This is a genomic window from Pseudomonas sp. PA-1-6B (genome assembly GCF_021609545.1).
GTDB classification, from domain to species: Bacteria; Pseudomonadota; Gammaproteobacteria; order Pseudomonadales; family Pseudomonadaceae; genus Aquipseudomonas; species Aquipseudomonas fluorescens_BV.
Window position 1 is genome coordinate 184,429 of sequence record NZ_WJZM01000003.1, and the last position, 6,000, is coordinate 190,428.

7 protein-coding genes are annotated in these 6,000 nt (G+C 60.4%); all 7 read left to right on the forward strand.

The genetic code is table 11. From position 1 onward, the window contains the following. Window positions 1-156: 156 nt before the first annotated feature. The 7 genes from GIV35_RS03385 (at window position 157) to GIV35_RS03415 (ending at window position 5,781) form a co-directional block, all read left to right on the forward strand. On the forward strand, window positions 157-795 hold the full coding sequence (locus GIV35_RS03385; protein WP_105228904.1) for a peroxiredoxin: 639 nt from the start codon (window positions 157-159) through the stop codon (window positions 793-795). A 318-nt stretch (window positions 796-1,113) separates the two neighbouring features. After that, entirely contained in the window at window positions 1,114-1,707 is a 594-nt protein-coding gene (gene ssuE, locus GIV35_RS03390) for an NADPH-dependent FMN reductase (RefSeq protein ID WP_014720392.1), read from the forward strand. A 97-nt stretch (window positions 1,708-1,804) separates the two neighbouring features. Further along, window positions 1,805-2,773: a sulfonate ABC transporter substrate-binding protein gene (locus GIV35_RS03395; protein WP_236264301.1), complete on the forward strand. Its 969-nt coding sequence runs from the start codon at window positions 1,805-1,807 to the stop codon at window positions 2,771-2,773. Between the two features lie 26 nt (window positions 2,774-2,799). Then, a complete protein-coding gene (ssuD, locus tag GIV35_RS03400) occupies window positions 2,800-3,948 on the forward strand; it encodes an FMNH2-dependent alkanesulfonate monooxygenase (protein WP_060763929.1) in 1,149 nt (382 codons plus the stop codon). A gap of 9 nt (window positions 3,949-3,957) precedes the next feature. Beyond that, on the forward strand, window positions 3,958-4,743 hold the full coding sequence (gene ssuC, locus GIV35_RS03405; RefSeq protein ID WP_003195258.1) for an aliphatic sulfonate ABC transporter permease SsuC: 786 nt from the start codon (window positions 3,958-3,960) through the stop codon (window positions 4,741-4,743). Continuing rightward, window positions 4,740-5,546, forward strand: a complete 807-nt coding sequence (gene ssuB / locus GIV35_RS03410; protein ID WP_014720389.1) for an aliphatic sulfonates ABC transporter ATP-binding protein — start codon at window positions 4,740-4,742, stop codon at window positions 5,544-5,546. Before ssuC ends, ssuB begins: the two co-directional genes overlap by 4 nt. Window positions 5,547-5,565: 19 nt before the next feature. Then, the gene (locus GIV35_RS03415) at window positions 5,566-5,781 is read left to right on the forward strand and encodes a TOBE domain-containing protein (RefSeq protein ID WP_003176783.1); all 216 of its coding nucleotides are present in this window, start codon (window positions 5,566-5,568) and stop codon (window positions 5,779-5,781) included. Window positions 5,782-6,000: the final 219 nt, after the last annotated feature.

The following is a 6,000-nucleotide window of genomic DNA, read 5'->3' on the forward strand; positions in this document are numbered from 1 at the left end:
AACCTTGAAGGCGATGTTGGCCTCAGGCCGTTCCCAAGTCCAATGAACTGATTTTTAATATTCCTTTATCGTCTAGATAAATCGATATTTATTCTTTTTAAATCACAAAAAATCCATGCACAGTGGGCTCCATAAGCACTCATCAGGAGCCACACCATGAGCCTAAGACTGGGCGACATCGCCCCCGACTTCGAACAGGATTCCAGCGCCGGCAAGATTCGCTTCCACGAATGGCTGGGCGACAGCTGGGGTGTGCTGTTTTCCCACCCTGCGGACTTCACCCCGGTGTGCACCACCGAGCTGGGTTTCACCGCCAAGCTCAAGGATGAATTCGTCAAACGTGGCGTCAAGGCCATCGCCCTGTCGGTAGATCCGGTGGACTCGCATCACAAGTGGATCGACGACATCAACGAGACCCAGAACACCGTGGTCAACTTCCCGATCCTGGCCGATGCAGACCGCAAGGTCTCGGACCTCTACGACCTGATCCACCCGAATGCCAGCGATACTCTCACCGTGCGCTCCTTGTTCGTGATCGACCCGAACAAGAAGATCCGCCTGACCATCACCTACCCGGCCAGCACCGGGCGTAATTTCCATGAAATCCTGCGGGTGATCGACTCGCTGCAGCTGACCGACAACCACAAGGTGGCAACACCGGCCAACTGGCAGGATGGGGATGAGGTGGTCATCGTGCCGTCACTCAAGGACGAGGAAGAGATCAAGAAACGCTTTCCCAAGGGCTATCGCGCGGTGAAGCCGTACCTGCGTCTTACCCCACAACCCAATCGTTAAGGCTGATATCGCCATCGCGGGCAAGCCCGGCTCCCACAGTTGACCGCATTCCCCTGTGGGAGCGGGGCTTGCCCGCGATGGCGGCCTCATGAACAGCACAGGCTGCAAGTTGCAAACCGTCTCACACAGCAGGGGTTTTCAGGCCGTTTCCACGGCCTTTTTTTTCGCCTGGGGATTGATCAATCGCTTATGTTTTTATGGAATAAACAAATGAATAAATAAGATTTATAGATATATAAATCTGCTGATAAGGTCTATCCCATCTTGGCGCCATCGCCGTACAGCGAACCGCCGACACTTGCTCAAGGAATCTCCTGCATGCTGGTCGTAACACTTGGAGGCAGTCCCAGCCAGCGGTCCCGCTCTGGGGTCTTGCTGGATAAAACCCGTCAGTGGCTGCAACAGCAGGGCGTGGAAGTGGTGAGTTACCAGGTACGGGACTTCCCGGCTGAAGACTTGCTGCATGCGCGCTTCGACAGCCCCAAGGTGATCGACCTGCTGCAACAAGTCGCCAATGCCGACGGCCTTGTGATTGCCACGCCGGTGTACAAGGCGTCGTTTTCCGGGGCGTTGAAGACCGTACTGGACCTGCTGCCGGAGCGTGCCCTGGCCCACAAGGTGGTGCTGCCGATGGCGACCGGCGGCAGCATCGCCCACATGCTGGCGGTGGACTACGCCCTGAAGCCGGTGCTGTCGGCCCTCAAGGCCCAGGAATTGCTCCACGGTATTTTTGCCGAAGACAGCCAGATCGCCTATGGCGAAGGCAGCGTGCAGGCGCAACTGGTGCCGGTACTCGAACAGCGTTTGCACGAAGCCCTGGAGCAGCTCTACAGCGCCATGGCGCGCCGGCCAAAACCGCTGGACCCTGACGTATTGAATGAACGTTTGTTGAGTGCTCGCTGGAGCATCTGAGCCTCACCCCGAAAAGCTGGAAACACTCACCTTACTCAGCCGACAACGGCCAAGCAGGTGCAGCCAAAACCTTAATCGCACAGTTGGAGAGAGCGCCATGCGCACTGTCATCTTGCGTCGTGGTCTGGTCGCACTCTTTGCTGCGGCTGTGTCCCTCGGCGCCATCGTTCAAGCCCAAGCCGCCGAGACCTTGCGGATCGGTTATCAGAAGTACGGCACTTTGGTGCTGCTCAAGGCCAAGGGCACCCTGGAAAAGCGCCTGGCCAACCAAGGCGTGCAGGTGCAGTGGACCGAGTTCCCCGGTGGACCGCAATTGCTCGAGGGCCTGAACGTCGGCTCCATCGACTTCGGCGTTACTGGCGAAACCCCACCGGTGTTTGCCCAGGCGGCTGGCGCCGATCTGCTTTACGTCGCCTACGAACCACCCGCGCCTACCAGCGAAGCGATCCTGGTGCCCAAGGATTCGCCGATCAAATCGGTGGCCGAGCTCAAGGGTAAAAAGGTCGTGCTCAACAAAGGCTCCAACGTGCACTACCTGCTGGTGCGTGCCTTGGAAGACGTCGGCCTCAACTACACCGACGTGAAGACCGTGTTCCTGCCGCCCGCCGATGCCCGTGCTGCGTTCGAGCGTGGCAGCGTGGACGCCTGGGTGATCTGGGACCCGTACCAGGCCGCCGCCGAGAAGCAACTACAAGCGCGCACCCTGCGAGACGGCACCGGGATTGCCGACAACCATCAGTTTTACCTGGCCACCAAACCCTACGCCGAACAGCACCCGCAAGTGATCAAGGCGTTGGTGGAAGAGGTGCGTGCGGTAGGCGAATGGTCCAAGGCCAACCCGCAGGAAGTGACTGAGCAGGTCGCCCCACTGCTCGGCCTGCCAGCAGATATCACCCTCACGTCGGTGAAACGCCAGGGCTACGGCGCGCTGTTCCTGACCCCGGAAGTGGTCGCCGCCCAGCAGAAAATCGCAGACACCTTCTACCAACTCAAATTGATCCCCAAGCCCTTGAGCATCAAGGACGTGATCTGGACGCCACCCGCCGCGGTTGCCAAAGCGCCGTAATCCGACTTCATTCAGGAGACAACTCCATGAGCCTCAATATTTTCTGGTTCCTGCCCACCCACGGCGACGGTCATTACCTTGGTACCGCCGAAGGCGCCCGCGCTGTCGACCACGGTTACCTGCAACAGGTGGCCCAGGCTGCCGACCGCCTGGGTTTCGGCGGGGTGTTGATCCCTACGGGCCGCTCTTGCGAAGACTCGTGGTTGGTGGCCGCCTCGCTGATCCCCGTGACCCAGCGCTTGAAATTCCTGGTTGCCCTGCGCCCTGGGATCATCTCCCCGACCGTGGCCGCGCGTCAGGCCGCGACCCTGGATCGCCTGTCTGGTGGCCGTGCGCTGTTCAACCTGGTCACCGGTGGCGATCCGGAAGAACTGGCTGGCGACGGATTGTTCTTGAGCCATGAAGAGCGCTACCAGGCGTCGGTGGAATTCACCCGCATCTGGCGCCGTGTGCTGGAAGGCGAGACCGTGGACTACGACGGCGAGCACATCAGCGTCAAAGGCGCAAAATTGCTCTACCCACCGATTCAACAGCCACGCCCGCCGCTGTATTTCGGGGGTTCCTCCGAAGCCGCCCAGGACCTGGCGGCCGAACAGGTCGAGATGGTGCTGACCTGGGGCGAGCCGCCGGCAGCCGTGGCGGAAAAGATCGCGCAGGTACGCGCCAAGGCCGCAAAACTGGGGCGCACGGTGCGCTTTGGTATTCGTTTGCATGTGATCGTGCGCGAGACCAACGACGAAGCCTGGAAAGCCGCCGACAAACTGATCTCCCACCTGGACGACGAGACCATCGTCCGGGCCCAGGCGTCCTTGGCGCGCTTCGATTCGGTGGGCCAGCAACGCATGGCAGCCTTGCACGGCGGTAGCCGTGACAACCTGGAAGTCAGCCCCAACCTGTGGGCTGGCGTCGGCCTGGTACGTGGCGGCGCAGGGACGGCGCTGGTGGGCGATGGCCCAACGGTTGCGGCGCGGGTCAAGGAGTACGCGGACCTGGGTATCGATACCTTTATCTTCTCCGGTTATCCACACCTGGAAGAGTCGTATCGGGTCGCCGAGCTGTTGTTCCCGCACCTGGATATCGAACGTCCCGAGCTGCCAAAAAGCGCCGGCTACGTCAGCCCGTTTGGCGAGATGGTGGCCAATGACATCCTTCCCAAAGCTGCGTCGCAGAGCTGAGGCGCCGTTATGGACTTAGAAAAAATCAGCCATCGTGTGGCGCCTTGGGTGCTGCCGATCTTATTGCTGGCGGTGTGGCAGTTGTCGGTGTCGGCGGGTTGGTTGTCGACGCGCATTCTGCCAGCGCCGAGTGCGGTGATCGAAGCCGGGGTGAACCTGGTGGTCAGCGGCGAAATCTGGACGCACCTGGCCATCAGCGGCTGGCGCGCCGGTCTGGGCTTTGTGATCGGTGGCAGCATCGGTCTGGCCCTGGGCTTTATCACCGGCTTGTCGAAGTGGGGCGAACGCTTGCTCGACAGCTCGGTGCAGATGATCCGCAACGTGCCGCACCTGGCGCTGATTCCGCTGGTGATCCTGTGGTTCGGCATTGATGAGACCGCGAAAATTTTCCTGGTGGCCCTGGGTACCTTGTTCCCGATCTACCTGAACACTTACCACGGCATCCGCAATGTCGACCCGGCACTGGTGGAAATGTCGCGCAGCTATGGCTTGTCCGGTTTCAGCCTGTTCTGGCAAGTGATCCTGCCGGGCGCGCTGCCGTCGATCCTGGTGGGGGTGCGCTTTGCCCTGGGCTTCATGTGGCTGACGCTGATTGTGGCGGAAACCATCTCGGCCAGCTCCGGCATCGGTTACCTGGCGATGAATGCCCGTGAATTCCTGCAAACCGACGTGGTGGTGCTGGCCATCGTCATGTACGCCATCCTCGGCAAACTGGCCGACCTGGCAGCCCGCGGGCTGGAGCGTGTGTGGCTGCGCTGGCACCCGGCGTATCAAGTCAAAGGAGGTGCAGCATGACGGCTCAACAACCTCCGCGTCTGTTGAAGGGTATCCCGCTGGCGGTGCGCAAATTGCGCAAGGCCTTTGGTACCCGCCAAGTGCTCAAAGAGATTGACCTGCATATTCCCGCGGGGCAGTTCGTGGCCGTGGTCGGCCGCAGTGGTTGCGGCAAAAGTACCTTGCTGCGCCTGTTGGCGGGGCTGGACAAAGCCAGTGGCGGCGAGCTGCTGGCCGGCTCCGCGCCACTGCACGAAGCGATTGAAGATACGCGGTTGATGTTCCAGGAAGCGCGCTTGCTGCCATGGAAGAAGATCATCGATAACGTCGGCCTGGGCCTCAAGGGCGACTGGCGGCCCAAAGCGCTGGATGCGCTGGAAGCGGTTGGCCTGGCCGAGCGCGCCAATGAATGGCCGGCGGCGTTGTCCGGTGGCCAGAAACAGCGCGTGGCACTCGCACGGGCGTTGATCCATCAGCCGCGCCTGTTGCTGCTTGATGAGCCGCTGGGCGCACTGGATGCCCTGACCCGCATCGAGATGCAGCAACTGATCGAAAACCTGTGGCGCAAGCACGGTTTCACGGTGTTGCTGGTGACCCACGACGTCAGCGAAGCCGTGGCGATTGCCGACCGCGTGATTCTGATTGAAAACGGCGAAATCGGCCTCGACCTGAACATCGACCTGCCACGCCCACGGGCCCGTGGCTCACACCGCCTGGCCGCGTTGGAAGCCGAAGTGCTCAACCGCGTGCTGTCGCTACCCGGTTCCCCACCGGAACCCGAACCTGTTTCACCGCTGCCGACGCAATTGCGTTGGGCTCAATAACTCACACAGGAAAAACACCATGACTATTAAAGCCATCAACGTGCGTAACCAGTTCAAAGGCACCATCAAGGAAATCGTGGTCGGCGACGTGCTGTCGGAAATTGACGTGCAGACCGCGTCCGGCATTGTCACCTCGGTAATCACCACCCGTTCGGTCAAGGAGTTGGAGCTGGTGATCGGCAGTGAAGTGATTGCCTTTGTGAAATCCACTGAGGTGTCGATTGCCAAGTTGTGATTGGCGTCGCCCTTGAGATTGCTATCGCAGGCAAGCCCACATTTTGATGTGTGAACGCATTCAAATGTGGGAGCTGGCTTGCCTGCGATGAGCATAGGTATCTACACAACTTCGGCACGACGCTAAATCTGTGGCGAGGGAGCTTGCTCCCGTGACGGCCTGGCAGCCGACACAGATATAACTGATGCCCCGCGATCCAATGTGGGAGCTGGCTTGCCT